General features: G+C 29.9%; 27 protein-coding genes. 16 read left to right on the top strand and 11 right to left on the bottom strand.

Annotated elements, in window-relative coordinates:
* Window positions 1-32 precede the first annotated feature (32 nt).
* Both ABI549_RS02845 and ABI549_RS02840 read left to right on the top strand, forming a co-directional pair.
* Entirely contained in the window at window positions 33-1733 is a 1701-nt protein-coding gene (locus ABI549_RS02845) for a DUF262 domain-containing protein (RefSeq protein WP_348074941.1), read from the top strand.
* Window positions 1734-3734 carry a DUF262 domain-containing protein gene (locus ABI549_RS02840; RefSeq protein WP_348074940.1) on the top strand — a complete coding sequence of 667 codons (2001 nt, stop codon included), beginning with the start codon at window positions 1734-1736 and terminating at the stop codon, window positions 3732-3734.
* 493 nt (window positions 3735-4227) lie between these two features.
* On the opposite strand, the gene ABI549_RS02835 is transcribed toward ABI549_RS02840, so the two are convergent.
* A complete protein-coding gene (locus ABI549_RS02835; RefSeq protein ID WP_348074939.1) occupies window positions 4228-5112 on the bottom strand; it encodes a phospholipase A in 885 nt (294 codons plus the stop codon).
* Between the two features lie 139 nt (window positions 5113-5251).
* On the opposite strand from ABI549_RS02835, the gene ABI549_RS02830 reads away from it, so the two are divergent.
* The 7 genes from ABI549_RS02830 to ABI549_RS02800 all read left to right on the top strand — a co-directional run bounded on the left by ABI549_RS02830 (window position 5252) and on the right by ABI549_RS02800 (window position 8573).
* Window positions 5252-5827, top strand: a complete 576-nt coding sequence (locus ABI549_RS02830) for a Crp/Fnr family transcriptional regulator (RefSeq protein WP_348074938.1) — start codon at window positions 5252-5254, stop codon at window positions 5825-5827.
* 78 nt (window positions 5828-5905) lie between these two features.
* Window positions 5906-6622, top strand: a complete 717-nt coding sequence (locus ABI549_RS02825; RefSeq protein WP_348074937.1) for a pirin family protein — start codon at window positions 5906-5908, stop codon at window positions 6620-6622.
* Window positions 6623-6660: 38 nt separating this feature from the next.
* Window positions 6661-6945 carry a GNAT family N-acetyltransferase gene (locus ABI549_RS02820; RefSeq protein WP_348074936.1) on the top strand — a complete coding sequence of 95 codons (285 nt, stop codon included), beginning with the start codon at window positions 6661-6663 and terminating at the stop codon, window positions 6943-6945.
* A gap of 55 nt (window positions 6946-7000) precedes the next feature.
* Window positions 7001-7408 carry an OsmC family protein gene (locus ABI549_RS02815; protein WP_348074935.1) on the top strand — a complete coding sequence of 136 codons (408 nt, stop codon included), beginning with the start codon at window positions 7001-7003 and terminating at the stop codon, window positions 7406-7408.
* A gap of 2 nt (window positions 7409-7410) precedes the next feature.
* Window positions 7411-7638: a (4Fe-4S)-binding protein gene (locus ABI549_RS02810; RefSeq protein ID WP_348074934.1), complete on the top strand. Its 228-nt coding sequence runs from the start codon at window positions 7411-7413 to the stop codon at window positions 7636-7638.
* A complete protein-coding gene (locus tag ABI549_RS02805) occupies window positions 7639-8046 on the top strand; it encodes an AtaL-like protein (protein ID WP_348074933.1) in 408 nt (135 codons plus the stop codon).
* Entirely contained in the window at window positions 8046-8573 is a 528-nt protein-coding gene (locus ABI549_RS02800) for an NAD(P)H-dependent oxidoreductase (protein WP_348074932.1), read from the top strand. Before ABI549_RS02805 ends, ABI549_RS02800 begins: the two co-directional genes overlap by 1 nt.
* Window positions 8574-8607: 34 nt before the next feature.
* Here the strand turns inward: ABI549_RS02800 and ABI549_RS02795 are convergent, their stop codons facing one another.
* A complete protein-coding gene (locus tag ABI549_RS02795) occupies window positions 8608-10242 on the bottom strand; it encodes a hypothetical protein (protein WP_348074931.1) in 1635 nt (544 codons plus the stop codon).
* 123 nt (window positions 10243-10365) lie between these two features.
* On the opposite strand from ABI549_RS02795, the gene fabD reads away from it, so the two are divergent.
* The 3 genes from fabD (at window position 10366) to ABI549_RS02780 (ending at window position 12316) form a co-directional block, all read left to right on the top strand.
* Window positions 10366-11238, top strand: coding sequence for an ACP S-malonyltransferase (gene fabD, locus ABI549_RS02790; protein WP_348074930.1), 873 nt, complete (start codon window positions 10366-10368; stop codon window positions 11236-11238).
* A gap of 81 nt (window positions 11239-11319) precedes the next feature.
* On the top strand, window positions 11320-11997 hold the full coding sequence (locus ABI549_RS02785) for a peptidoglycan DD-metalloendopeptidase family protein (RefSeq protein WP_348074929.1): 678 nt from the start codon (window positions 11320-11322) through the stop codon (window positions 11995-11997).
* A gap of 58 nt (window positions 11998-12055) precedes the next feature.
* Window positions 12056-12316, top strand: coding sequence for a hypothetical protein (locus ABI549_RS02780; protein WP_348074928.1), 261 nt, complete (start codon window positions 12056-12058; stop codon window positions 12314-12316).
* A gap of 37 nt (window positions 12317-12353) precedes the next feature.
* On the opposite strand, the gene ABI549_RS02775 is transcribed toward ABI549_RS02780, so the two are convergent.
* From ABI549_RS02775 to ABI549_RS02755, 5 genes are all read right to left on the bottom strand, one after another.
* Window positions 12354-13256, bottom strand: coding sequence for an EamA family transporter (locus ABI549_RS02775; protein WP_348074927.1), 903 nt, complete (start codon window positions 13254-13256; stop codon window positions 12354-12356).
* 115 nt (window positions 13257-13371) lie between these two features.
* On the bottom strand, window positions 13372-14535 hold the full coding sequence (locus tag ABI549_RS02770) for a hypothetical protein (RefSeq protein WP_348074926.1): 1164 nt from the start codon (window positions 14533-14535) through the stop codon (window positions 13372-13374).
* A gap of 161 nt (window positions 14536-14696) precedes the next feature.
* Window positions 14697-15398 (bottom strand): AraC family ligand binding domain-containing protein, encoded by a 702-nt coding sequence (locus tag ABI549_RS02765; protein WP_348074925.1) that lies wholly within the window; start codon window positions 15396-15398, stop codon window positions 14697-14699.
* Between the two features lie 56 nt (window positions 15399-15454).
* Entirely contained in the window at window positions 15455-16468 is a 1014-nt protein-coding gene (gene galE, locus ABI549_RS02760) for a UDP-glucose 4-epimerase GalE (protein WP_348074924.1), read from the bottom strand.
* 78 nt (window positions 16469-16546) lie between these two features.
* The gene (locus ABI549_RS02755) at window positions 16547-17677 is read right to left on the bottom strand and encodes a DegT/DnrJ/EryC1/StrS family aminotransferase (RefSeq protein ID WP_348074923.1); all 1131 of its coding nucleotides are present in this window, start codon (window positions 17675-17677) and stop codon (window positions 16547-16549) included.
* 140 nt (window positions 17678-17817) lie between these two features.
* Here ABI549_RS02755 and ABI549_RS02750 point away from each other — a divergent pair, with 140 nt between their 5' ends.
* From ABI549_RS02750 to ABI549_RS02740, 3 genes are all read left to right on the top strand, one after another.
* Complete coding sequence (locus ABI549_RS02750; RefSeq protein ID WP_348074922.1) at window positions 17818-19047, top strand: glycosyltransferase N-terminal domain-containing protein; 1230 nt, start codon at window positions 17818-17820, stop codon at window positions 19045-19047.
* Window positions 19048-19114: 67 nt separating this feature from the next.
* Entirely contained in the window at window positions 19115-21256 is a 2142-nt protein-coding gene (locus tag ABI549_RS02745) for a S46 family peptidase (RefSeq protein ID WP_348074921.1), read from the top strand.
* Between the two features lie 214 nt (window positions 21257-21470).
* On the top strand, window positions 21471-21725 hold the full coding sequence (locus ABI549_RS02740; protein WP_348074920.1) for a hypothetical protein: 255 nt from the start codon (window positions 21471-21473) through the stop codon (window positions 21723-21725).
* Window positions 21726-21923: 198 nt separating this feature from the next.
* Here the strand turns inward: ABI549_RS02740 and ABI549_RS02735 are convergent, their stop codons facing one another.
* The 3 genes from ABI549_RS02735 to ABI549_RS02725 form a co-directional block, all read right to left on the bottom strand.
* Window positions 21924-22280 carry a DUF1508 domain-containing protein gene (locus ABI549_RS02735; RefSeq protein WP_348074919.1) on the bottom strand — a complete coding sequence of 119 codons (357 nt, stop codon included), beginning with the start codon at window positions 22278-22280 and terminating at the stop codon, window positions 21924-21926.
* A 78-nt stretch (window positions 22281-22358) separates the two neighbouring features.
* Window positions 22359-23522 carry an iron-containing alcohol dehydrogenase gene (locus tag ABI549_RS02730; protein WP_348074918.1) on the bottom strand — a complete coding sequence of 388 codons (1164 nt, stop codon included), beginning with the start codon at window positions 23520-23522 and terminating at the stop codon, window positions 22359-22361.
* Window positions 23523-23526: 4 nt separating this feature from the next.
* On the bottom strand, window positions 23527-24303 hold the full coding sequence (locus tag ABI549_RS02725; protein WP_348074917.1) for a type 1 glutamine amidotransferase domain-containing protein: 777 nt from the start codon (window positions 24301-24303) through the stop codon (window positions 23527-23529).
* Window positions 24304-24391: 88 nt separating this feature from the next.
* Between ABI549_RS02725 and ABI549_RS02720 the strand changes: the two genes are divergently transcribed.
* The gene (locus tag ABI549_RS02720) at window positions 24392-25288 is read left to right on the top strand and encodes a LysR family transcriptional regulator (RefSeq protein WP_348074916.1); all 897 of its coding nucleotides are present in this window, start codon (window positions 24392-24394) and stop codon (window positions 25286-25288) included.
* On the opposite strand, the gene nadD is transcribed toward ABI549_RS02720, so the two are convergent.
* Window positions 25289-25870 (bottom strand): nicotinate (nicotinamide) nucleotide adenylyltransferase, encoded by a 582-nt coding sequence (gene nadD / locus ABI549_RS02715; protein ID WP_348074915.1) that lies wholly within the window; start codon window positions 25868-25870, stop codon window positions 25289-25291.
* Window positions 25871-25982 lie beyond the last annotated feature (112 nt).

Raw genomic sequence — 25982 nt, 5'->3', positions numbered from 1 at the left:
TTTTCGTTTAATTAAAAAATAAATTAAAATAAATGGCAAATGTATTAGAATTAAAAACAATCAATGAGTTATTACAATTTAATTTTTTTATACCTTCTTATCAAAGAGGCTATAGATGGAGTAAAAATGAAGTTATTGATTTATTAAATGACATTTCAGATTTTAAGCCGAGAGAAGTTGAAAATTCAGATCATAAAACTTGGTATTGTTTACAACCAATTGTAGTTAAGAAAAAAAAGGGGAATTTATTTGAAGTAATTGATGGTCAACAAAGATTAACTTCTATTTATTTAATTTTAACACATCTTAATCAATATAGAGGAAAGGGTAAATTAAAATTGTTTGAATTAGAATATGAAACAAGAAGCGAATCATCAACTTTTTTGAAAAAATTAGATGAAGATTTAGTACCTGACAATGAAATTAAAAATATTGATTATTTTTATATTACAGATGCATACAAAACAATTGATAATTGGTTTTTAGAAAAAGGAGACAGTTATGATGTATTTGAATTTACTTCTAAATTTATAAATAATGCAAAAGTAATATGGTACGAAAGTAATGAAGATGATTCAATTTCAATTTTCACCAGAATTAATGTTGGAAAAATACCATTAACTAATTCGGAATTAATTAAAGCCTTATTTTTAAATAGTTCAAATTTTGAAGATAGAAACAAGGAAAAAACTAAATTAAGACAATTAGAAATTGCTACAGAGTGGGATTTTATTGAACAATCACTCCAAAAAAATAGATTTTGGTATTTTTTAAATGGAAAGGAAAAATCTGTAAATAGGATAGAATTTATTTTTGAGATTATGAACGATGAAGTTGATAAAAATGATAAGTATGATACCTTTAGATTCTTTAACAAAAAATTTTATAATAAATCAAAAAAAACAATTGATAATAATTGGCAAGAAATTAAACAAAGATTTCAAAGATTTAGTGAATGGTTTGAAGAAAGAGATTTATATCATAAAATTGGATATTTGGTATGTATAAATCATAAGACAATAAAAGAACTTTACAATAAGTCAATTGATTTTACTAAATCTGAATTTAAAGATTATCTAGACTCATTAATTAAAGAAAGTGTTAAAAATATTGATCTAGAGAACTTGCAATACGAAGATAAAGAGAATGTTAGAAAAACTTTACTCCTTTATAACATATTAACTTTATTAAATAGTAAAATTGATAATTCATATTTTCCTTTTGATTTATTTAAAAATGGCAATTGGGATATTGAACATATTACATCAATCAAAGATTCCAATAATATACCTTCTGAAAAAACAAGAGAAGCTTGGGTAAGAGAATCTTCAGTCTTTATTGATTTGGATAATGATCTAGGAAGAAATTTAAAAAACAAAGTAGATAGTTTTAGTCAATTTAATGATGATGATAAATTCGCATTGCTTTATGAAGATATTATTTCTCATTTTAATGAAAAAATCGTTGAAGAGGACTTAGATCATATTTCAAATCTGACATTATTGGATTCAGAAACAAATAGAAGTTATAAAAATGCTGTTTTTCCAGTAAAACGTAAAACAATAATTGACAGAGATAAACAAGGTGTTTTTATTCCAATATGTACTAAAAATGTTTTTTTAAAATATTTTAGTGAATATCCCCCAAAAATATCTTTTTGGACTCAAGAAGACAGGAAAAATTATGAAAAAGATTTATTTAATGTTTTAAAAAACCACTTAAAATTAAGTTAAATGACTAACAATAAAAACCATAATTCAATTACTTTTTTAGATTTAATAAAAGGTGAAGATAAAATAGAAATTCCTATAATTCAAAGAGATTATGCTCAAGGAAGAGAAGATAAAAAGGAGATTAGAGATAATTTTTTGAATGCAATTTTTGAAAGCATTGATAATGAAACTGATTTAAAATTAGATTTTATTTATGGGAGTAAAGTTGATAATGTCTACCAGCCATTAGATGGTCAACAAAGGCTAACAACCTTATTTTTGTTACATTGGTATTCTGCTATAAAAGAGAACAAGATAATTGAAGCTCGGGATTTGTTAGTTAAGTTTAGTTATGAAACTCGAATAACTTCAAGAGAATTTTGTGAGGCATTAATAAAAAATGATGTTTTAATAGTAGATAATGATGACTTTCAAATAAGTACACAAATCATAAACTCAAAATGGTTTTTCCTTTCTTGGAAAAATGATCCAACTATTAATTCGATGTTGAGAACTTTAGATGCAATTCATAGTAAATTCTATAAAACTGAAAACATATGGAAAAAATTAACAACAGATAATCTTATAAGCTTTTATAACATAGATTTAGATGATATTGGATTAACAGATGATTTATATATTAAAATGAATGCCAGAGGTAAGTTATTAACTCATTTCGAAAACTTTAAAGCTAGCTTTGAAAAATATATTATAGATAATAAATGGGAGATTAATTTAAGCCCGATTGATACTTTTGCATTTAAAATTGATACAAAATGGACCGATTTCTTTTGGGCGAATTTTAAAAAGAATACTAAAATTGATACTGCATTAATGCGATTTTTATCAACTTTAACAATGTATAGAGTTGCAATTGAAAAAAACAGTGATAGAATTCAAATAATTCAAAGTCTACAGGATAATCAAAATAGTATAAAAAACAATTATATTTCAAGTGAAACCTATTCATACTTATGTCAAGTTCTTGAATATTATTCCAAAAATTACAGTGGTTTAGATTTGTCTATCAATTTTCCACTTTTTACTCATAAACCAAAATCAAATTTTTTAAGAGAAGTTGTTTTTGAAGACAATATTTACTCTGCAAATACTCAGAGCGCATCTTATAGCCAAAAAGCATTATTATTCGCACAAACAGAATATTTACTTAAAAATCCTGAATTTGACCACTCTAAATTTCTTGACTGGATGAGAGTGATAAGAAATATTGTTACTAGAGGTAGTATTCAAAAAGGTGGTAAAAGACAAGATATTATTAGAAGCCCTGAGGCTTTCGATCGTGTAATAAACTTAATTGTTGAATTATCAGAAGGATCAAATGATATATATGTGTTTTTATCCCAAGGAAATTTTTCTTCAGCTTTCGTAAGAGATCAAATAGAAGAGGAAAAAATTAAGGCAAAACTGATAATTGAAAATCCTGATTTTAAAAATGAAATTTTTGAAATGGAAGATTTATCATTTTTTAAAGGAAGGATTGATTTTGCATTTAAATGCATTGGATACAAAAATAATACTTCTAATTTTGACAAAGTTTCTTTTGTTCAAATAAAAAAGGCAATAATTGATAATTTTGGAAATGATGATAATTTACTAGATTTTTCAAACGATATAAGAAGAGCATTACTTACCATAGAAGATCATGGTGCATATAATTTTTATGAATATTGGTGGTCTAGATGGAATGTTAATGATGCAACTAAAAGATGTCTAATTGAAAACTATCGAGAATTAGAATATTATATTTATAACACTGATAAAAGTATATTTATCAATAAATTACTGAATAAATTAAAAGTTGAAACTCTTGATCAAATTTTAGAAAATTTTACTCCACCATTAAATATGCCTAATTGGAAATTAAGACTAATTAAAGAAAAAAAACTATTAGATACACAAAGCAAATCAAATTACATTGCAATTGATGAGAAAAATGACATTTGCTATTTATTAAGAAGTAAAAGACCTAGAGATATTGAAGGATGCGTTGAGATAAAGTAATATAATTAAAAATATAATGACCATCCAAGACCTAAAATATCAAAACCTCATCTTATAAATCATTTCGAGAAGTAAACAAACACAACACCTGACAGGTTTTAAAAACCTGTCAGGTATACACAAATCAAAACAAAATAACCATCCAAGACCTGAAACCTCATCTTTTTCGGGTTTGTTTCGGGAAGTAAGCAAACTCAACACCTAACAGGTTTTAAAAACCTGTCAGGTATAAACAAATCAAAACAAAATGACCATCCAAAACCTAAAATCTCATCTTTTTCGGGGTTGTTTCGGGAAGTGAATCGTTTGGGTTAGACACACCAACTCAGACCCAATATAAAAGCTGTTGTCTACCTAAGATGTAGTTTTTGTTTGTGTCAAAAAAATCCATTCGAAAAAATTGACACAGAAAGTGTGACAAAAATTTCTTTTTAAAAAAATTGTCACAAAAGTTGTGACAAAAAAAATAAAATAAATTTTTTGTCACAAAACCTTACCAATTAGAAAAAGACACTCCTAACCCAATAGTTGTTTGGCTCACATTATAATCTATTAACGTTTCGCCATATCCTTGAAAAACTTGAGCATGACCTCTCAAATGCCCGTGAATAGGAAACACGTAATTCAATTGTATGTTCCCTTTTTGCAATGTGCTAAAAGAATGAGACATAATAGTATAAAATTCGTGTCTGCCAAAAGTGGTTCCCATTTCTAACTCGCCATCGCCAATAAAAGTTGTGATATTTGGGTTTTCGTCTTCAGTATCTGGCAAACGATACCAAGGTCTAAAATTTACTTTCCAACGCTTATTTTCATACCCTATGTTAAGAATTATTCTATTCCAACTTCTAGAAGTAGGTATATCTTTCCCGTTAGATTGATGGTTTAAAATAACGCCAAAAGTTCTAATTCTTCCATTAAACAAATTTATTTTTACAGGAAAATTAAAAATTATTTCTGGTTCATAGTTTAGTTCCCTAAAAGCTCTAGAAAGTTTTTTATTATATACTTGCCAATGTGCTTTCTGAGAATAACCTACCCACAAATCGCCTCTTCCAAAAAAAAATCCCTGAATTAATTTACTTTTAAAACTTATTTGAAATTTAGCTTCAATCGAATTAAAAATATTTTTATCTCTAGTTTTAAATTCTCCACTTTCATTAAAAGGCTCCGAATTACTCTTACTAGACCAACGTGCTGCCGAAAAATAAATAGGCCGATAGGAAACCAATCGAAAATTTCCTTTTTTATCTATACTATCCAATTCCCATTCTTGTGATATGTTCTTTTTGATAATTATATTCTCATAATCAACTTGTGAAAACGAAGTGTAACTAACAAAAAACACCAATATCAGAGCTCTATTTAATCGCCACATTGCAAAACTTTTTAAAATATTATAAAGTCGCGAAGCTAACTACTGTAGAACCTATGTTTGTTATATAATTCTCACTTATGTTTGTATAATTATTTTATTATAACGAGGATAATGAAATCAAAATTGTATTTTTGAAGTAATGCAATCCATACTTCAAAACATAGCCAAACACGTTTCTTTAACTTCAGAAGAAGAAGCACTTTTTCTATCCAAAACCGAAACAAAAACATTAAAAGCCAAAACACTTTTATTGAATTCGGGCGAAATATCCAAACATACTTATTTTGTAAACTCTGGAATTTTACGAAGTTTTAATGTCAACGATAATATTATCGAGCATGTCTTGCATTTTGCTTGCGAAGGTTGGTGGATTGGCGATATGTATAGCTATATTTCTCAAAAACCAGGAAATCTTTTTATAGAAGTTCTGGAAGATGCCGAAGTGGTTAGTATTGCTAAAGAAGACCATAAAGAATTATATCTGCAAATTCCAAAATTAGAACGCTTTTTTAGGATTCTTGCCGAAAATTCATTGGTTTCTCACCAAGAACGACTCATGGATAATTTGAGTTTAACTGCTGAAGAGCGTTATGAAAAATTCTGTAAAAAATATCCAACTTTAATTCAAAAAGTATCTCAAAAAAACATCGCTTCTTATATTGGTGTTACTCCCGAATTCTTTAGTAAAATGAAAGCGCGTTTATTAAAAAAATAATTTCTTAATCTAGGTTAAGTGCCCTTCGTTTCTCTTCTGTGTAAATTTGTATCATAATAATTACTAAATTTATATATTATGAAAAATACCCTTTTACACAAAGCAAATACAAGAGGTCATGCCGATCATGGTTGGTTAAATGCTTACCATAGTTTTAGTTTCGCAAGTTGGTACAATCCAGAAAGAGTACAATTTGGAACATTACGTGTTTTAAATGATGATACAGTTGCCGCCGGAATGGGATTTGGCGAACACGGTCACGACAATATGGAAATTATTACCATTCCGTTAGAAGGCGATTTGGCACACAAAGACAGTATGGGAAATGCCGAAACCATCAAAACTGGAGATGTACAAGTAATGAGTGCTGGAACAGGAATTCGTCACAGTGAGTTCAATCCGAATCACGACCAACACACAAAACTATTTCAAATTTGGTTGTTTCCAAGAACTAAAAATGTAACACCAAGATACCAACAAATCACACTAGATGTAACTGAACAAAAAAATAATTTTGCGCAAATTCTTTCTCCAAATGCAGATGATGCTGGAGTTTGGATTCATCAAGATGCGTGGTTCCATTTGGCTGATTTTGATAAAGACTTCTCTAAAACCTACGAATTAAAAAAAGAAGGAAACGGAATGTATATTTTTGTAATTTCAGGAACAATTACTGTTGACGGGCAAGAATTAGAAACTCGTGATGGTTTAGGAATTACTAATTTTGAAACTTTAGAAATTAAAGCGACATCAGATGCGAAGTTTTTATTAATGGAAATCCCGATGGAACAATAATTAGTGTTCAGGTTTTAGTGTTCAGAAAAAAAATAAATATGACAGAAGAAGTGAAACTAAAAATTAATGATAAAAACGGAGCTTTTTACATTGAAATAGACGGAAAACAAGAAGCGTTAATGACTTTTGTTTTCGCTGGTGATGATAAAATAATTATTGATCACACAGAAGTGAATCCAGGAAATAACGGAAAGGGTTTCGGGAAAAAAATGGTGGCAAAAGCCGTAGAATTCGCCAGAGAAAAAGGGATTAAAATCATTCCACTTTGCCCGTTTGCAAAAAGTGTTTTTGATAAAACTCCAGAATTTAGAGATGTTTTATAAATAAAATTTATCCTACAAGGTTTTTGAAACTTTGTAGGTATTTATGTGAAAAATTATGACAAACCTATTAGAAAATAACATTACAGGAAATATTGGGGTGCAAAAATATTTGTGTACCATTTCTTGGCGAAGCGGACAATTAATCATGGATGAACCTGAAAGTATTGGTGGAAAAAATCTTGGCCCTGATCCGTATTCTACACTTTTGGCATCATTAGCAGGTTGTACTTTGTCCACTTTACGAATGTATATTGATAGAAAAGGTTGGGATATTCGAGAAATAAATATTTCATTAAATTTGTATCAAGAAAACAATCCTGAGTTAACCACAACCATAACAAGAGAAATCACTTTTTCGAATGCAATTGATGAAGAAACCAAAAACAGATTACTAATTATTGCAGAAAAATGTCCCGTTTCTAAAATACTAAAAAACACAGTTCTAATTAACACAACTATATAATCATGGATCCAAAAAATTTAAAAAAAGAATATACAAATGGTGAAGTGACCATTGTATGGGAATCTGGAAAATGTATTCATTCTGGAAATTGCGTGAAAAATAATCCTGATGTTTTTAAACCAAAAGAACAACCTTGGATTACGGCTAACAATTCTACTACAGAAAAAATTATCGAAACCATTAAGAAATGTCCTTCTGGCGCATTATCTTATTATTTGAATACTAAATAAATGGTTCAATTTTCAACAATTGTAAAGGCGCCTTTGGAAAAAGTTTGGGAACATCTAATTTTTAAAATTGAAAAACCTGAAAACTTTGTTCCAGGTGTAAGTAATGTAATTATTTTGGATAAAAACAAAGATTTTGTATCCAGACAAATGACAATTACTACCGAAGAAAATGCAGTTGTTATTAAAGAACAAATTACATTCATTCCATATAAAGTCCGCTTTTTGATATTGGAACATCCTAAATTTGAAGGATATGTAGATAATGACATCAAAGCTATTTCAGATAATGAAACAGAAATGACTTTTACCATAAATTGGATTGATAAAATAACCAAATCTGAAATTAATAATTTAGAAATGGTGAAAAATGCCGTATTAAAAACAAAAAATTATATAGAAAAAAATTAATGAAAAAAATTATCGCTTTTGGCGCTTCATCAAGCAAAACATCAATTAACAAACAATTTGCAACTTATACTGCGAATCAATTTAAAAATTCAGAAGTCGAAGTGCTCGATTTAAATGATTTTGAAATGCCGGTTTTTTCAACAGATAAAGAAAAAGAAAATGGAATTCCGCAATTAGCTCAAGATTTTTATACCAAATTAGGAAGTGCAGATCTAATCATTGTTTCTTTTGCAGAACATAATGGCGCTTATTCGGCAGCATTTAAAAACATTTTTGATTGGACCTCACGCATTAACATGAAAACTTTTCAAGAAAAACCAATGTTACTTTTATCTACATCTCCCGGGTCAAGAGGCGGAAGCTCTGTGTTAGAAATTGCAAAAAATCGTTTTCCATTTCAAGGTGGTGTTGTAAAAGGAAGTCTTTCGTTGCCAAGTTTCTTTGAAAACTTTGATACTTCTAACGGAATTATTAATCCCGATTTAAAAAATCAGTTATTAGGAATTATTAGTTCTATAGAATCTTAAAAAAAACGCCTGATTGAATTTCAGGCATTTTTTTTTACTTATTTTTATTTTTCATTGTTCTATTTTCAAATGTTGAAACATCAATTACTTCTTCGTTATCAACATCAAAAGAAATTTTTATACTATCACCAACAATAGTAACTGGCAATTGGTTTGATATTTGAGACGAACCCACAAATATATTTGGATAATCTTTTGTGGTAAAATAATAGAAACTATTTCCGTTTCTTACATCATTTGTAATTCTTGTAACAATAGATTTTAGTTGTTTTTTATTCGTTAAACTCGACGAATTCAATTTATTTCCAGTCATATTATATGCACTTTTAAAAGACGTCAACGCTTCTCGCATCGAATTTCCCACACCAACAATTGTGTAATCGCTAATGGCAACCATGGCATACATTTTCACCAATCCTCCATCGTCTTTCAATGTCATTACATACGTTGGAATATTATTGATATTGTACGGAATTGGTAATGACGATTTGTATCCTTTTTCCTGAACTTTTCCTTCTGCCGAACCTTGTGCCGCAAACTCAGTTGCGCCACTTTGTTTATAAAATGTAGTTTCTTTGGTTCTAGTATCAACTAAAACAAATCCAACTGCCGATTCTTCTTTTCCTACAGAAGTCAACCCAGTGTACCAATATGATTTATTGTTTTCTCCATAAATCAATGTTAATCCTTCGGTAATTTGTAATTTATCCGCATTAGAAAAATTCCAATAACCATGTACATAATTCCCCCAATCGTTTAACTGTTCTTCAATAAAATCAATAGGTTGTACACGATCAACCCATTTTGGCGCAGCGGCTATTTCATAATCAGTCATTGTTCCAGTTTGCGCATCAACAACTACAATTCCTATAGCATCATTTCCAGCAAAACCAATTTTTTTACTGTATTTTGTAGCCACCCAAAACGGATTTCCAGAATCGTCAATTTCAAAAGTATAATCTGTTAATCCAACAGTTGCATAGCCATTAAAATATAAATGTCGCTCTATTTGACTTCCAAAAAAAGCTTCTGGTTGGTATTTAATTTTAATATCTTTTCCTCCTATATTTTGAACCAACTTTACATCGCGTTCGTTGGTAGCAGAAACCATAACATATCCTGCCGTTCCTTCTTGATTGTTCATCCATTTAAAAAAACCCGAATGTAATAATGGTGCAACCCAATATAAATCTTTACCGACTTTTTGAACACAAAAATGTCCCAGTTCCACTTGACTTCCCAAAGCGGGTTGCGAACCCAGAATTTTTTCTCCTAGCAAATTTGCTAGCGCTTCGTCAACTACTCGAATCTCATCTATTGAAATTGGCGCAATATGATTGGAAATTTTAGTTCCGTCAGCAACTTTTCCTATCAAATTTTTGTAAGATTCGCTTCTAAACATCGGAAGACTTGTAAATAAAGGAAAAACAATTATATAAAACAGCAACAAACCAAGAGTAATGAGAAATATTTTCTTGGGTTTTTCAATCAATCGTACTTTTTTATCTTTTCCTACTTCAAGACGTGTGAAAAGAATAATTCCAATAATAGTAAGTACTAAAAGGATAATGGGCAGTCCCAAAAAACCATAATTCAATACTGGAAGATTAAAATAAAACAATAAAAAAGCAACAATAAAAATTACAATAATAGCTCTAATTTTTTTCATGACAGGGTTAAATTTTGTTCTCTAATTAGACGTAATAAAAAATTAAAGTTACATATTTAAATAAAATAGTATTTTTGCGAAGTTTTAGTTAATAACTAAACCTTAAACTTTTAAACGAAACTTATGAAAGCATACATATTTCCAGGTCAAGGAGCGCAATTTACAGGAATGGGCAAAGACTTATATGAAAATTCAGAATTAGCAAAATCATTATTCGAAAAAGCAAACGATATTCTAGGTTTCCGAATTACAGATATCATGTTCGAAGGAACTACTGAAGAATTGAAAGAAACCAAAGTTACCCAACCAGCCGTTTTCTTACATTCGGTAATTTTAGCAAAAACATTAGAAAATTTTAAACCAGAAATGGTTGCTGGACATTCTTTAGGAGAGTTTTCTGCACTAGTTGCTAATGGTACTTTGTCATTTGAAGATGCTTTATTATTAGTCTCAAAAAGAGCTTTAGCGATGCAAAAAGCTTGTGAAATAACACCTTCTACAATGGCTGCAGTACTAAACTTAGATGATAAAATTGTAGAAGACATTTGTGCTTCTATTGATGGTGTTGTGGTAGCAGCAAATTATAACTGTCCTGGGCAATTGGTTATTTCTGGTGAATATAAAGCCGTAGAATTGGCTTGCGAAAAAATGAAAGAAGCGGGCGCAAAACGAGCTTTAATTTTACCTGTTGGTGGTGCATTTCACTCGCCAATGATGGAGCCAGCTCGTGAGGAATTGGCTGCAGCTATTGAAGCAACAACTTTCTCTACTCCTACTTGTCCTGTATATCAAAATGTAACGGCAAGTGCAATTTCTGATGCAAACGAAATTAAAAAGAATTTAATTATTCAATTAACAGCTCCTGTAAAATGGACACAATCTGTAAATCAAATGATTGCTGATGGTGCTACAAGTTTCACGGAAGTTGGTCCAGGAAAAGTATTAGTTGGATTGGTTGGAAAAATTAATAAAGATGTAGAAACGTTTTCTGCTTAATTTTTAAATCGAATTTAAATACAATCCTCATAAGCATTTGTTTGTGAGGATTTTTTATATTTGGGAATAAAAATTCAATACATGTCGAAAATACTTGAATTATTTAATCAAATTGAAGCTTCAAAAGTTATTGCTTCTAACATTGATTATTCAGAATATATTCCTTTAGATTTATCCACTACAAATACCGAATTAAAAAAGCACAGTTTAGAAACCGCAGTAGATTATGAGCTTTTCATTCAAAACTATTTAGATAGTAACAAAGTGAAAATAGCTTATGGTGGTTATATAGAAACTCGAAATTTATATAAACGCAGTACTGTTTTTAAAAATGAATTAACCGATGAACGCAACATACACATTGGTTTAGACTTATGGATAAACGAACAAGCTACTATTTATTCCGCTTTAGAAGGAAAAATTCATAGTTTTCAAAATAATACTGCATTAGGAGATTATGGCCCAACAATTATTATAGAACATGAAATTGAAAATATTAAATTTCACACACTATATGGACATTTGAGTGAAGCTAGCTTAGTTGGTAAAAGTGTAGGCGATTTCGTTAAAAAAGGAGAACAAATAGCGACTCTTGGACTACCACCTACAAATGGTGATTATGCACCTCACTTACATTTTCAAATTATAATTGATATAGAAAATAAAACAGGTGATTATCCAGGTGTTTGCAATATCAAAAATCTAGAATATTATTCCATCAATTGTCCAGACCCTAATTTGTTATTAAAAATAAAGTAATTCATTGTTTTATTTATTTTGTAACTTAGACCAGATTAATAAATTAAATTTTATACCTATGAAAAAACTAATTCTATCGTTTGCAATTGCAACCCTAATTTTTTCTTGTAAAGAAGAAACAAAAGATAAAGTAGAAATCGCTACCGAAGCAGTAACTTCCGATGTAACAGAAAGTGTAGATTCTGCAAAAATTAAAACAGAAACTGTTTTAGATACTGTAAAATCAAAAACAGAAGAAAAATTAAAAAATGTAGTTGACAAAGGAGCTGATAAAGTTATTGAAGCTGCAGACAAAGTAAAAAAATCTGTTAAAAAATAAAAAAAAAGTCCTCATGAGTAATTTATGAGGGCTTTTTTTATTTCTGAATTTCTTTCTTTTTATAATTAATTATAAAAACTCCTAAAATAATTAGTACTGTTGCAATAATAAAATCGCTAGTAATTACTTCGTCAAGAAATAACCAACCTAAGAAAACAGCAATAATGGTATTAATATAATTTAAGATTGAAACTTGTATAGCTGTAACTCTTTTTAATGCATATAAATAACAAAAAAATGCCAAAACCGATCCGAAAATAGCTAAATATAAGGTTGCAAAAACACTTCTAAAACTCCATAAACTAACATCTACATTTGGAGAAAATATTAATGCTAAAAACAACTGAACAATCGCAGCAATTGCAAACTGATAAAATAAATTGAGTGCAATATTATTAGATTTATGAATATGCATTTTAGAATAAACAGTTCCTACTGACCAGCTTAAAATAGCGATACTCAAAAACAGAATTCCCGTTTTGTAGTTTGGTTCTAATATGGCACCTAATCCATCTCTAAAAATAAAAACTACCCCAAGAAAACCAATAATAACGCCTATAAAACCTTTAATACTTGGTTTTTGTAACCCAAATAAAATACTTCCGATAAAAATAACAACCGGAGATAACGCACTTAATATTGAGGTCAAACCACTTGGAACATTTTTTTCGGCAATAGTGGTAAAACCATTGGCAATCACAATCATTAATATTGCTGGTACAAATTGGTATTTAAAATTTTTCCAACCAATCCAAGACAATTCTTTTTTATAAAGTAAAATACAAAGGATAATGAATGATGCCAAACCTTGCCTCATAGAAGTAATGTACCAAGGCGGAATCGTTTCGACAGCAACACGAATCCCAAAATAAGTAGTTCCCCAAACGATTGCCACTACAATTAGGCAGAATAATAATTTGAAATCCGTTTTTTGGTTCATATTAAAAATGATAATAGACGAATGTACAATAATTTCAGCAAACCATGAAACTCATATAAAGGTCTAGCTAGCCACTAAATTCGTGTTATTCTTGTAGCAACAATTCAATATGTTTTTATTTTTCTTTATTAATTAATTCCCAGACTTTTTCATTAAAATTTGCTTTATTAATTCCTGTAAGCTTTTCTAATGATTGAAAATAGTTTTCGTTTTCTTTATTATATTTTCCACAACTTACAAATTCTAAAACACTTTTAAATCCTTTTTCTTTTTCAATTTTTTGAACAATCAAAGCATTTATTACATATTCTGCCATTAAATGTTTTTCTTTAGATTCGCCAAAATTGTCCATTTTACCATACACTTCTAACCAATTCTTTTGTTTGTCGTTGGCAACTTTCAATTTGAAAGTTTTAAAAATAGTATTCCAACTCATTCCCCAACTTCCCCCATAAAGATAAGCACAACCTTCATCGATTGGTTTATTTATAATTTTTGATGAAACCACATTTTTTAATCTTTCGTGCCACAAATCATGCAAGTCAAATGTATCAAATTTAGTTTCGTTATTGCCTTTAACAATTAATAACCTGTTCTCTGATTTTGAACTAAATGTACTCATTGCCTTACCATTATAATCTAACTTATATTCAACACCAATCATTTTTAGCAACTCTGGCATATCGGCTCCAAAATAAATATCTGTTTGTGAGTTGCTGGCATTTAGCTTTCTATCAAATGCTGCAACAGCTTTTGCATAATTTTTTGCTGTGGTTGTGTTTATTGCACTTTTATAATGAAAAATGCAATTATCAACTTTCATAGTTTCCCAACTTGAAGCGTTTCTTATTAATGTTGATGAAAACTTAAATCCATCATTTTCTTTGTGCGCAATCAACTCAAAACTAGCTCTTAACATTGGACTATTTTCATTTATACCAATGTAAGAAAGTTGTATGTAATATTCGAAATCATTTAATTTGACAACATTTGTTAAATATGGTTTAAAAAAATCCTCATTAAATTTACCGTTTTTTTCAATACCATTCATTTCATCAAGCAAAATATAGGTTTCTATATTTTCTTTGGCCCACACATTTGTATTTTCTTCATTTGGTTTTTCTTTTGCAATCAATAAATTATTTAGTGATAAAGTCAATTTTTTAGTTTCAATACTATCCTTTGGCATTTGAACTATTTTAGAAACATTTATCGTATTATTTTGTCCAATAGCAGAAAATGACAGAACAGCAAATAGTATTGTAAAAATATTTTTCATTGTAAGTTGTTTTTTTAATTATTTAAGACAAATGTAAATCTCATTTTTGTCTTATGCTTGTATAATATTGCAATTTCGTTTATAATCTGTTGGGGAAACATTTGTATAATATTTGAAGTATTTGCAAAATTGAGCATGGTCATAAAAACCAACTTCTAATGCTATTTCGCCAATAGAAGTACCTTTAATAAGTAAGTTTTTAGCATGATTATTCTATTCATTAAAATAAATGAGGCTGGAGTTAGTCCTGTTTTTTTCTTGAAATATCGTATGAATTGAAATTTACTCATTTTACTTTCAAAAGACATTTTGCCAATATCAATTTTATCTGAAAAATTTAAACGAGCCATTTCAACACTATCATCAATTGCATTTTTGCTTTGATTATCAATTATGATGTTTTTTTTTGTATAACCCCCAGAAATTAATATTTCAATTAAATTTTTTAGCTTCTGTTCCAAAAAAATTTCATTGCTTATCTCATCAAAAAAACGAGTTATAGAAGAAATAACCAAAGGATCAGTTATTAAATCATTTGTAAAATGTAAATTTCCATTATTTTTTCCAGCAACTTTTTTTGAAAAATAATTCAATATATCTGGATTCAAATAAATCATTTTATAAAGGCAATCTTCCGCATCAATATTTTTGTCAGAATGAACTTGATATGGATTTATTATACTAATACTATTAGAATGAACAAGTTGCGTTGTTTCTTCAATTACGCATTTTTTTATTCCTTTATTAAGCAAACCTATGCAATAAGTATCATGAAAATGATTTGGCAGATCGAACTTGCTAAACAATGACTCTTTTATTTCAATAGAATCAAATTGTTTATACTGGGTCGTTTTTAAATACATAAAGCTTTTTCTGAAATAATTTGTGGTTTAAAATCTTTCTTTACAGAAATGATAAATTAGGATCGAATTTTGACTTCCCATTTCCAAGCACTTGCTAATGCTTCTTCTAATGTCGATTGTGCTTTCCAACCCAAAACAGTATTGGCTTTATCGGTATTCGCATAAGCAGAAACTATATCACCTTCTCTTCGAGGAACTATTTTGTATGGTAATTTTCTTCCAGAAACTTTTTCGAAAGTGGTGATAACTTCTAGAACCGAACTTCCCGTTCCAGTTCCTAGATTGAAAGTTTCTACTTTATCCAAATTTTTCTTATTTAATAAACGTTGCAGCGCAATAACATGTGCTTTTGCCAAATCGACCACATGAATATAATCGCGAATACAAGTTCCATCTGGCGTTGGATAATCATTCCCATAAACTGATAATTCTTTTCGCAAGCCCATTCCTGTTTGCGTGATATACGGAATTAAATTTTGTGGAACTCCAATAGGCAATTCTCCTATTTCTGCACTTGGATGTGCTCCAATTGGATTAAAATATCGCAATAAAATTGAATTTATAGTACTGACTTTACAAACTTCAGTAATAATTTCTTCGCCTATTTGTTTTGTGTTTCCGTACGGAGAAATTGCAGTCTGAATAGGTGCATTTTCAGTAATTGGCATTTTTTCGGCTTGACCATAAACAGTACAAGATGAACTGAAAATAAAATTAGCTTCAGTTTTTTGTTGCAATTCTTGCAGAATATAAACCAATGTGTTAATATTATTTTCGTAATATAACAAAGGATTTTCGACACTTTCGCCAACTGCTTTTGATGCTGCAAAGTGAATTACTCCCTCAACATCGTTATGTTTTTTGAAAAAATTTTGAATGGAAGTTTTTTCTCTTAAATCTAATTTTTCATACAAAGGTATTTTGCCTGTAATGGCAACAATCCCTTTCAAAACTTCTTCAGATGAATTAGAAAGATTATCGATAATAACCACTTCGAAACCTTCCTTTTGTAATTCGACAACGGTGTGAGAACCTATAAATCCGAGACCTCCTGTTACTAGTATTTTCATTTTTTTGAGATAATAGAATAAAGAAACAAGAGAAAAGACACAACAAATCTTGTCTCTTTCTTCTTGTCTCTATTTTTCTTATTTTAAAAACTCTAAAACAGAATCGGTTATAAATTTTATTTGTTCGTTGTCAAGTTCTGTATGCATAGGCAACGACAACACTTGCTGAACTAATTGATTAGTTACCGGAAAATCTTCTTCTTTATATCTCGAATCTAAATAGGCTTTTTGAGAATGCAACGGAATTGGATAATAAATCGCACATGGAATATCTTTGCTTAACAAATAATCCATCAAACCATTTCGGTCCGCATCAATAATTCGTAAAGTATATTGATGAAAAACATGACAATCACAAATATCACAAATGTTTGGTGCTACAATATTTTTATGCCCTTCAAAAGCTGCTGAATATTTTCTAGCCGCATCTTGTCTGGCTTTACTATACGTATCTAAAAGTGGTAATTTTGCATTAAGAACAGCCGCTTGAATACTGTCTAAACGAGAATTTACGCCTACCACATCATGATGATAACGTACATACATTCCATGATTTACAATACCTCGAAGCGTGTGTGCTAAGTCATCATCGTTTGTGAAAATAGCGCCACCATCACCATAACAGCCTAAATTTTTAGACGGGAAAAATGACGTTGCTCCTACATGACCTATTGTTCCTGCTTTCTTTTTTGTCCCATCAGAAAATTTGCAATTGGCTCCAATAGCTTGTGCATTATCTTCGATTACAAAAAGATTGTGTTCGTTTGCAATTTGCATAATCGCTTCCATATTAGCAGCGCGACCAAACAAATGCACTGGAATAATAGCTTTCGTTTTTGATGTTATTGCTTTTCTAATGGCTTCAATGTTAATGTTCATATTGTACATATCAACATCGACTAAAACTGGTGTCAATTGCAAAAGCGCAATAGTTTCGACAGTGGCTGCAAAGGTAAAATCGGCAGTAATGACTTCGTCACCAGGTTTTAAACCAAGTCCCATCATAGCTACTTGCAAAGCATCGGTTCCGTTTGCACAAGGAATTACGTGTTTTACATCTAGGTATTCTTCAAGATTTTTTTGGAATTTATGAACTTCTGGTCCGTTTATGTAAGTATTTGTATCTAAAACTTCTTGAATAGAAGTGTTTACTGTATCTTTTATTTTTTCGTACTGACTTTTTAAGTCAACCATTTGAATTTTTTTCATCTTTTTATTTTAACCGCAAAGTTTACAAAGCTTTCACTAGGCTCACAAAGTTTTGAATTTAGAACAAAAATAGCAATTTTAGATTTATAGATATTATATAATGTAAAGAAAAATGTATTTTTGAAATCAAATTTTATTTAATGCTTTTCATTTATAATTTAATAGTTCATATTGCCAGTTTTTTATTAAAAATCGTGGCGCTTTTCAGTCCAAAAATAAAACTTTTTGTTGCTGGTCGAAAAACTGTTTTTACAACTTTAGAAAGCAAAATAAACTCAGAAGATAAAACCATTTGGTTTCACGCCGCCTCTTTAGGCGAGTATGAACAAGGTTTGCCCGTAATTGAAAAAATAAAAGAAAAATTTCCTGCTCACAAAATTGTGATTACCTTTTTTTCTCCTTCTGGCTATGAAGTCAGAAAAAATAATACTGTTGCTAATGTTACAGTTTATTTGCCTTTAGATAATAAAAGTAATGCGCAACAATTCTTAAAATTAGTGCATCCAGAAATGGTTTTCTTTATCAAATACGAATATTGGCCTAATTATTTGAATGAACTCAAAAAACAAAACATCAAAACCTATCTCATTTCAGGTGTGTTTCGAGAAAAGCAATCTTTTTTTAAATGGTATGGTGGTTTTTATAGAAAGGCTTTACGCTCTTTCGATTATTTTTTTGTGCAAAACGAAAGCTCTAAAAAACTCTTGCAAAGCATTGGTTTTACTAATGTGAAAATCTCTGGAGACACGCGTTTTGACAGAGTGGTTTCTATTTTAGAACGTGACAATTCATTAGATTTTATTGCCCAATTCAAAAATAACACAACAACTATTGTAATTGGAAGTTCGTGGCCGAAAGATGATAATTTATTGATTAACTATATTAATCAATCATCAAATGAGGTGAAATTTATTATTGCGCCGCATAATATTAAGCTAGAACAAATTCAAGAATTACAAAAATCAATTACAAAAAAAGCCGTTTTATTTTCGGAAAAAGACAATCAAGATGTCTCTAATTTTGATGTATTTATTATTGATACCATTGGAATTTTGACTAAAATATATTCTTACGCTGACATTGCATACGTAGGTGGTGGTTTCGGAAATCCAGGCGTTCATAATATTTTAGAACCCGCTACTTTTGGCGTTCCAATAATTATTGGTCCTAATTATTCTCATTTTGCAGAAGCAACTGCTTTGGTAAATATGACTGGTTGTATTTCGATTAATAATCAAAAGGAATTGAATGAAATTTTCGATAATTTAATTCAAAACCCAGATGAAAGATTTGAGAAAGGGCATATTTGTAGCACTTTTGTAAATATGAATAAAGGTGCAACAGAAGTGATTTTAAAACATCTTTCTTAATCAAAGCTAAAAAAACAACCCAAATAAATTAATTTCTTACATTGCAACCTTCAAAAAAATATTACTTATGAAATTTTTAAAACTATTCCTCCTACTATTCGTCATCCAAACACAAGCGCAACAAGGCGGCATGTGGATTCCTTCTTTACTAAATGGAATGAACGAAACAGAAATGAAAAACTTGGGCATGAAAATCTCTGCCGATGATATTTATTCGGTAAATCATTCGAGTTTAAAAGATGCTGTTCCACAATTTAACGGAGGTTGTACTTCGGAGGTAATTTCACCAAAAGGGTTAATTCTTACCAATCATCATTGTGGTTTTGACGCTATTCAAAACCATTCATCAGTAGATCATGATTATTTAACCAATGGTTTTTGGGCAATGAAAATGGAAGATGAATTACCAAATGAGAATCTTGTGGTTACATTTATTGTAAGTATAAATGATGTCACTACTCAAGTTTTAGATGGTGTTTCATCAATCACTTCGGAAGCAGAAAAACAAAAGAAGATTCAAGAAAATATTACTAAAGTTTCTGCGATTTTTGCAAAAGAAGCTTGGCAAGAAAATAAAGTACGTACTTTTTTTGAAGGAAATCAGTATATCTTATTTGTAACAGAAACTTTCAAAGACGTTCGATTAGTTGGTGCGCCACCAAGTTTGATAGGAAAATTCGGGTCTGATACGGATAACTGGGTTTGGCCACGTCATACGGGAGATTTTTCGATGTTTAGAGTTTATGCAGATAAAAATAATCATCCAGCAGCTTATTCTAAAGACAATGTTCCTTATACACCAAAACACTTTTTACCGGTTTCTTTAGACGGAGTTCAAGAAGACGATTTTACGATGGTTATGGGTTATCCTGGTAAAACTCAAGAATATTTACCATCATTTGCAGTAGCACAAATTGTAAATGAAACCAATCCTGCAAAGATAGAAATTCGTGATGCAGCGCTAAAAGTACAAGATGGTTTTATGAGAAAAGACAATGCTATCAAAATCCAATATGCTTCAAAATATGCTGGTGTTGCCAATTATTGGAAAAAATGGATTGGAGAAAGTCAAGGATTAAAAAAATCGAATGCTGTTGGAATAAAGCAAGATTTTGAAAAAGATTTTCAACAAAAAGTTATTGCAACTGGCAAACAAAACGAATACGGAAACTTATTACCCGAATTTGAGAAAAACTACAAAGAGATTACTCCTTATTCTTTAAGTAGGGATTATTTTATGGAAGTGGTGACCAAAAATACTGAATTATTGAGTGTTGGCTATAAATTATACCAACTCGAACAAGTATATACAACAAAAGGTGAACAAGCGTTTAATGACAGGAAAGAGAACTTAATTAAATCTCAAGAAGATTTCTTTAAAGATTTTAATGCAACTGTAGATGAAAAAGTTTTCGAACAACTTATTGCTCTTTATGGAAACAAAGCACCAAAAGAGTTTTTACCCGCTTCATTATTAAATGTAGATTACAAAAAACTAACAACCTTAATATACAGCAAATCGAAATTAGTTAATTATACAAATTTTAAAACACTTTTAAGTGGCGATGCAAAATCGGTATTAAAAAAATTGAACTCGGACAAAGGTTATGCTTTTGTAAAATCGTTGGCAGATAATTACAGTAAAAATGTTGCTCCAAAATACGACGAAATCAATTTAAAAATCACCGCTTTGCAAAGAACTTATATGAAAGCACAGTTAGAACTATATCCTAACTCACGTATTTTTCCAGATGCAAACAGTACTTTGCGCGTTACTTACGGAAAAGTAAAAGGATATGCTCCAAAAGACGCTACCTATTATAATCCCGTTACCTATTTAGATGGTGTTATGGAAAAATATGTTCCTGGTGATTACGAATTTGACGTTCCAAAAAAACTAATTGAGTTGTATAACAACAAAGATTACGGAAAATATGGGGAAAACGGAAAATTACCTGTTTGTTTTATAGGCACAAATCACACAACTGGCGGAAATTCAGGAAGTCCAGCTGTAGATGCTGAAGGAAATCTGATTGGACTAAATTTTGATCGTGTTTGGGAAGGTACTATGAGTGACATACATTATGATCCTTCAATTTGCCGAAATGTGATGGTCGACATGAGATATGTTTTGTTTATTGTTGATAAATTTGCCGGCGCAAAACATTTAATTGACGAGATGAAATTAGTTCACCCAAAGAAAAAATAAGTCATTAATAACCAATAGTTTAAAATCACTCAACCCTTTTTAAAGTAATTTTAAACTATTTTTTTAATATAAAAATTTTGGCACAGAAATTGTAAATAAATCACATGTTGACAAAGATTGATTTTTTTTTAAAAAAAGCAAAAAAAAAGTTTTACATATAAAAAATTTTATATCTTTGCAAAGAATTAATAATTAACCTTTATAATTAAGTAAGATGAAAAAAGTTGTTTTAAGTTTAGCTTTAGTAGCTATGATGAGTGTTTCTTTTGTATCATGTAAAGATGCTGCTGCTGAGGCTCCAGTAACTGAAGAAGCTGCTCCAGTAATGGAAGAAGCTGTTGATTCTGCAGCTGTTGTTGCTGATTCTGCTGCTACTACTGCTGTTGACGCTGCTGCTACTGCTACAGATGCTGCTGCAACTGCTACTGATGCTGCTGCAACTGCAAAAGATGCTGCTGCAAAAAAATAATTAGAATATAATTCTAAAAATTTTAAACCACGCCAATGGCGTGGTTTTTTATTTACAATAGTTTTTTTAGCTTGTAATAAAACATTTATGGCTAAAAAAAGAGTAAACCTTTCAATTCAAAAGAATTTGAAAAGTTTACCCTTTTTGATTCTACAGAAAAACAAAAGAGAATTTAGTTTAAAAAAATGAGTTGTTACTTTATAATAAATTTTCAAATAAAGCAAAGTCATTATTAGAAAAATCGAGTATCTCAGATTTTGATGTGTATTTTACAATCTCATCAATTCCTTTTTGCAACAACAATTGTGTAGTATATTTTCGACTAACAGCCATTTCCTTTTCACGTATAATTAGCCTGAAATAAAATTTATCTCTTGAAGATTTAAATCTTAAAAACACAGCCTCTCCTATCGAGTTTTTCAGGAATTCAATTTCATTCTCACATTCAAACTTTAGCTCAAAATTATTGCTCGTAAATATTACTTTTCCCCTTCTAGAAGTAAATTCAAACTTATATTCGTCGTTTACTCTTTTACTAATAACAAATGCACTCATAAATAATTGAAAATTTATATTTATATCTTACTTTATAGCTATAAATATTTATTTAATAAAACTAAAATAATTTTAGATTTAATAACTCTTTTCAACAATTAATTTTACTTTTTCTAAAGTAATATTTTGTTTTTCCCCTAATCCTAACCAACCTCTTTCTTCAAAACGATTTACTATAAAATTAGCTGTTTTATCAAAATCTTTGGTGTAATCAGATAACTTAGTTTGCATTCCCATTGCATGAAAAAATTCTATCGTTTTATTTATGGCTTCTTTTGCAACTTCATCTTCAGTTCCCGTTAAATTAAAAATACGTTTTCCATATTGTGCCAGTTTTCCTTTCTTAGTTTCAAACATTACGCGGTACAAATTAGGACCAATAACCGCCAACGTTCTAGCATGATCAATTCCGTACAAAGCAGTTAATTCGTGTCCAATCATGTGTGTTGCCCAATCTGAAGGAACTCCTTTTTGAATCAATCCGTTTAAAGCCATCGTGCAACTCCACATAAAGTTAGAAGCTAAAGCATAATCTTTTGGATTCTCAACAACTTTTGGCCCAACTTCAATTAAAGTTTGCAAAATACCTTCTGCAATTCGATCCTGAAGATATCCTTCGTGCGGATACGTTAAATACTGTTCTAGCACATGTGTATAAGCATCTACAACTCCGTTTTGTAATTGTCGTTTAGGCAACGATTCAATTACTGTTGGATCACAAATAGAGAATTTTGGGAATAAAGCAGAACCACCAAAAGCTAATTTTTCTTGAGTCGACTCAATAGTAACTACAGCCCCTGAATTCATCTCGCTTCCAGTTGCAGGCAAGGTCAGAATAGTCCCAAAAGGAATCACTTTAGATAAATCTTTAATTAAAAGTCTCTTTTGAAGAATATCCATAGGATTACCGTCAAAATGCGTAGCAGCTGAAATAAATTTTACTCCATCAATTACAGACCCACCACCTACAGCAAGAATAAAATCTATTTTTTGTTCTTTGATAACGGCAACTGCTTTCATCAATGTTTCAAAGTGTGGATTAGGTTCAATTCCTCCAAATTCAACAATTTCAAAACCTTTCAGATTATTCAGTACTTGTTCATGGATTCCATTTTTAAAAATACTTCCACCACCATAAGCCAAAAGAATTTTTGCTCCTTGTGGAACTAACGTAGCTAGTTTTTCAATTTGTCCTTTTCCAAAAATTAAATTGGTAGGATTGTATAATTCAAAATTTAACATAATCTTATTTTTTAGAATTCAATTGATTTAATAATTTTTCAGCAACTAATTTAGATGAAGCTGGGTTTTGTCCTGTAATTAACAAACCGTCTTCTACAGCATAGGGTTGCCAGTCTGCTACTTTTGAATAAGTTGCTCCATTCGCTTGTAAAGCATCTTCTAATAAAAATGGAACAACATCTGTCAAGCCAACAGCAGCTTCCTCTGTATTAGAAAATCCCGTTACTTTTTTACCTTTTACTAAAAATGCTCCGTTTATCTTTACATTTTTTAAAACTCCCGGCGAATGGCAAACAAAAGCAACTGGTTTATTATTTGTGTAAAATGCTTCTATTAAAGCGATTGAATTTTTATCTATTGCCAAATCCCATAATGGTCCATGACCTCCAGGATAAAAAACCGCATCATAATCAGCCTCTTTTACATCTGCTAATTTAAATGTATTTTTCAATTTAGACAATAACTCATTATCCAAATCAAATCTTTTAGTGTCTTCTGTTGCAGCAGATGGATCTTCACTTTTTGGATCAATTGGTGGCTGACCACCTAGTGGTGTTGCAATATCAATTTTCACTCCCTTGTCTAATAATTCATAATAAGGTGCAGCAAATTCTTCTGTCCAAAACCCTGTTTTTTCTCCTGTGTTTCCTAGTTTATCGTGACTAGTGAGAACAAATAATACCTTTTTCATACTTTTTTTATTTAATTTTTGTGCGTTTGCAGTTACTGTAAAGCAACTTATTGTTAGTACTACAATAGCAAATAATGCGATTTTTTTCATTTTTATATTTTGCTTTGTACAAATTTAAGGCGAATATGTTATTAGTAAAAATAATTTAAATTATGTTTGTGATAAATATATTTATGTCATGGTTAATCTAGAATGGTATCGAACATTTAAATCGGTATATAAAAACGGGAAATTTTCTTTGGCTGCCAAAGAACTATTTATAAGTCAACCGGCCGTAAGTCAACAAATATCAATGTTGGAAGCACATGTAGGTTATAAACTTTTCAATCGAAAATCAAAGGGTGTAGAGCCAACGGAATATGCTAAGTTACTCAATAATTTAATCATTGAAGCGCTAGACCGACTGGAAAATGTAGAAAATGGTTTTCGTGCCAAAGCATTTAATGCAAATCGATTAATTTCAATTGGAATTTCAAAACATTTAATGAGTAGCTTAGGAAGCAGTTTAATTTCAAAATTTGATTTTATAGATTTTAGCACTCATGAAAACGATGCACTTTTTGAGTTGGTAGACTCCAAAAAAATCGATTTTGCTATTGTCACCAAACAGTATGATACCTTTGATACTATTCAAAAAAAAGTTGGAGAAATCAAACAAGTTATTGTTGGTTCAAACACTATTGATACTTCCGAATTGAAAGCTAATATTAAAATTAATGATTTAGTATCAATCGAAAATTGGCTAAACAATCAAAAATGGTTCAGTCACAATGCACAAATTCCGCACATCAAATTATTCTGGCTATATGTTTTTAATAAAAAAAGACCTTCTATGATCCCTAATTATATTATTCCATCAGAATATGAAATGTTAGAAATAATTTCAAAAAATACAGGAATTGCTGTCGTTTGGTGTTGTAACGCAAAAAGTTTAATAAAAAATAACAAACTAAAATTGTTATGGGATAGTGAGCAGATGCCAAGTACCGAAGTATTTTTATTAGCTCGTAAAAATGATAATTTAAATACTATTTTTGAAAATATTGAACTAGAATTGAAAAAAAAGTTGGCTTAACTACTTCTTATAAAAATTATTATCATCTATATATTCCCAAACTTTAGTTGGCAATAAAGGTTGTATATTTTTTTTGTTTTTTATATTTTCACGAATAAATGTTGATGAAATCTCTACAATTGGCGCATCAATCATATGAATTTTTGGATTTTTTTTAAATTCAAAATTATCAATCTCTGATGAAACCCTAGGATAAACATATATATCATGATTTTGTATAATAATTTCATGATTTTTCCATTTATTAAGTGATCTTAGGTTATCCTCTCCCATAATTAGAGAGAATATGTGATTTGGAAATTTATCTTGTAAATATGCTAAAGTATTTATGGTATAATTAGGTTGTGGTAATTTAAATTCAATATCCGAAGGAATAATTTTCGAATAATCTTCAGTTGCCAAATGAACTAAATGCAATCTCTGGTAATCATTTAGTAAAGTTTCTTTCTTTTTTAATGGGTTATGAGGTGTTACAATCATCCAAATTTGATCTAAATCTGAGTGCTCTGCTATATGATTTGCTATAATTAAATGCCCAATATGAATTGGATTAAAACTACCAAAATACAAGCCTATTTTCATGAAATTATTATTTTTTGATTCATTAAAATCATCAAAGATATATTAAATCCTTAGTTCTATTTATGAAATCACAAAATATTTCAAACAAAAAACCCTATCCGATTTGGATAGG

Origin of the sequence: Flavobacterium sp. (assembly GCF_039932285.1) — a bacterium.
Lineage (GTDB): Bacteria > Bacteroidota > Bacteroidia > Flavobacteriales > Flavobacteriaceae > Flavobacterium.
Note: the sequence above shows the minus strand (reverse complement) of the source record. Positions and strands in the feature narration are given on the sequence as shown.

Coding starts and splice junctions, on each gene's coding strand:
- ABI549_RS02845 (WP_348074941.1), top strand. CDS start 33: ATGGCAAATGTATTAGAATTAAAAACAATCAATGAGTTATTACAATTT.
- ABI549_RS02840 (WP_348074940.1), top strand. CDS start 1,734: ATGACTAACAATAAAAACCATAATTCAATTACTTTTTTAGATTTAATA.
- ABI549_RS02835 (WP_348074939.1), bottom strand. CDS start 5,112: ATGTGGCGATTAAATAGAGCTCTGATATTGGTGTTTTTTGTTAGTTAC.
- ABI549_RS02830 (WP_348074938.1), top strand. CDS start 5,252: ATGCAATCCATACTTCAAAACATAGCCAAACACGTTTCTTTAACTTCA.
- ABI549_RS02825 (WP_348074937.1), top strand. CDS start 5,906: ATGAAAAATACCCTTTTACACAAAGCAAATACAAGAGGTCATGCCGAT.
- ABI549_RS02820 (WP_348074936.1), top strand. CDS start 6,661: ATGACAGAAGAAGTGAAACTAAAAATTAATGATAAAAACGGAGCTTTT.
- ABI549_RS02815 (WP_348074935.1), top strand. CDS start 7,001: ATGACAAACCTATTAGAAAATAACATTACAGGAAATATTGGGGTGCAA.
- ABI549_RS02810 (WP_348074934.1), top strand. CDS start 7,411: ATGGATCCAAAAAATTTAAAAAAAGAATATACAAATGGTGAAGTGACC.
- ABI549_RS02805 (WP_348074933.1), top strand. CDS start 7,639: ATGGTTCAATTTTCAACAATTGTAAAGGCGCCTTTGGAAAAAGTTTGG.
- ABI549_RS02800 (WP_348074932.1), top strand. CDS start 8,046: ATGAAAAAAATTATCGCTTTTGGCGCTTCATCAAGCAAAACATCAATT.
- ABI549_RS02795 (WP_348074931.1), bottom strand. CDS start 10,242: ATGAAAAAAATTAGAGCTATTATTGTAATTTTTATTGTTGCTTTTTTA.
- fabD (WP_348074930.1), top strand. CDS start 10,366: ATGAAAGCATACATATTTCCAGGTCAAGGAGCGCAATTTACAGGAATG.
- ABI549_RS02785 (WP_348074929.1), top strand. CDS start 11,320: ATGTCGAAAATACTTGAATTATTTAATCAAATTGAAGCTTCAAAAGTT.
- ABI549_RS02780 (WP_348074928.1), top strand. CDS start 12,056: ATGAAAAAACTAATTCTATCGTTTGCAATTGCAACCCTAATTTTTTCT.
- ABI549_RS02775 (WP_348074927.1), bottom strand. CDS start 13,256: ATGAACCAAAAAACGGATTTCAAATTATTATTCTGCCTAATTGTAGTG.
- ABI549_RS02770 (WP_348074926.1), bottom strand. CDS start 14,535: ATGAAAAATATTTTTACAATACTATTTGCTGTTCTGTCATTTTCTGCT.
- ABI549_RS02765 (WP_348074925.1), bottom strand. CDS start 15,398: ATGTATTTAAAAACGACCCAGTATAAACAATTTGATTCTATTGAAATA.
- galE (WP_348074924.1), bottom strand. CDS start 16,468: ATGAAAATACTAGTAACAGGAGGTCTCGGATTTATAGGTTCTCACACC.
- ABI549_RS02755 (WP_348074923.1), bottom strand. CDS start 17,677: ATGAAAAAAATTCAAATGGTTGACTTAAAAAGTCAGTACGAAAAAATA.
- ABI549_RS02750 (WP_348074922.1), top strand. CDS start 17,818: ATGCTTTTCATTTATAATTTAATAGTTCATATTGCCAGTTTTTTATTA.
- ABI549_RS02745 (WP_348074921.1), top strand. CDS start 19,115: ATGAAATTTTTAAAACTATTCCTCCTACTATTCGTCATCCAAACACAA.
- ABI549_RS02740 (WP_348074920.1), top strand. CDS start 21,471: ATGAAAAAAGTTGTTTTAAGTTTAGCTTTAGTAGCTATGATGAGTGTT.
- ABI549_RS02735 (WP_348074919.1), bottom strand. CDS start 22,280: ATGAGTGCATTTGTTATTAGTAAAAGAGTAAACGACGAATATAAGTTT.
- ABI549_RS02730 (WP_348074918.1), bottom strand. CDS start 23,522: ATGTTAAATTTTGAATTATACAATCCTACCAATTTAATTTTTGGAAAA.
- ABI549_RS02725 (WP_348074917.1), bottom strand. CDS start 24,303: ATGAAAAAAATCGCATTATTTGCTATTGTAGTACTAACAATAAGTTGC.
- ABI549_RS02720 (WP_348074916.1), top strand. CDS start 24,392: ATGGTTAATCTAGAATGGTATCGAACATTTAAATCGGTATATAAAAAC.
- nadD (WP_348074915.1), bottom strand. CDS start 25,870: ATGAAAATAGGCTTGTATTTTGGTAGTTTTAATCCAATTCATATTGGG.